Origin of the sequence: Burkholderia sp. Ax-1720 (genome assembly GCF_011753035.1) — a bacterium.
Taxonomy (GTDB): Bacteria; Pseudomonadota; Gammaproteobacteria; order Burkholderiales; family Burkholderiaceae; genus Burkholderia; species Burkholderia gladioli.
Window position 1 is genome coordinate 1 of the sequence record NZ_VWWK01000444.1, and the last position, 1046, is coordinate 1046.

Consider the following 1046-nt stretch of genomic DNA (forward strand, 5'->3'; position numbering starts at 1 on the left):
GCCGCCGCGGCCGCGAAGGCGCGCTCCAGGTCCGCCTCGGATTCCTCTTCCTCCTCGTGCGCGGCCGGCTGCACCGCCGCCGGGGCGGGTGCCGGGGCGGGCGCCGCGGCCTGGCCCAGCGCGCCCTGCAGCAGCGCCTCGAGCTTGGCGCAGATCGCCGCGGCGGCGGCCGCGTCGGGCTCGGCGCTGGCGCGGTAGTCGGCCAGTTGCTCCGAGAGCACGTCCTTGGTTTCCAGGAACGCGTCGATCATCGGCACCGTCAGCGCGATCTCGTGATTGCGCGCGCGATCGAGCAGCGATTCGAGGATGTGGGTGGTATCGGTCAGCGCCGCGAAGCCGAAGGTGGCCGCGCCGCCCTTGATCGAATGCGCGGCGCGGAAGATCGCGGCCAGGTCCTCCGGATCCGGCGAGCCGGCGTCGAGACCGAGCAGCAACTGCTCCATCTGCGCGAGCAGCTCGTCGGCCTCGTCGAAGAACGTCTGGTAGAACTGGGTGATGTCGAGAGTCATGCCGGATCCACGTCGTATCGTCGGTTGGCGTCGTATTGGGGTCGTCGGCCCTGGTCCGGGGCCGGTCGCGTGCGCGCGACTACGGGTGGCTCGGCGCCGCCAGCGCGGCCACCAGGTCCAGCAGCGTTTCCGGGTCGAGCGGCTTCTCGATCCAGCCGGTGGCGCCCGCCTCGCGCGCCGCCGACTTGAAGTCCTCGCCGCTCTCGGTGGTCAGCACCAGGATCGGCGTCGCCGCGTAGGCGCCGCGCGCGCGCAGCGTGCGGATCACGTCCAGGCCGTTCTTGCCCGGCATGTGGTGATCGGTCACGACCAGGTCGAAGGCGATCGCGGCGGCCAGCTCGAGCGCGATCTCGCCGTCGGCGGCCACGTGCACGTCGTAGCCGGCGTCGGCCAGCGTCGCCTGCAGCAGGGCGCGCATGGTCGCGGAATCGTCGATGGCGAGGATGGAGCGGATCATGTCGTTCGGTCCCGAAATCACGTCATTCACATCACAAGGCGCCGCGCGCGGGCGCGAGAGCCGGTGCCGCCGGCGCGGCG

The 1046-nt window shown here is 72.1% G+C and carries 2 protein-coding genes; both read right to left on the reverse strand.

Features of this window, described 5'->3' with window-relative positions:
* Positions 1–509: Hpt domain-containing protein (locus F3J18_RS37540; protein WP_205195740.1), on the reverse strand; the 509-nt coding region annotated here is incomplete at its 3' end.
* Positions 510–588: 79 nt separating this feature from the next.
* On the reverse strand, positions 589–966 hold the full coding sequence (locus F3J18_RS37545) for a response regulator (RefSeq protein ID WP_025099994.1): 378 nt from the start codon (positions 964–966) through the stop codon (positions 589–591).
* Positions 967–1046: the final 80 nt, after the last annotated feature.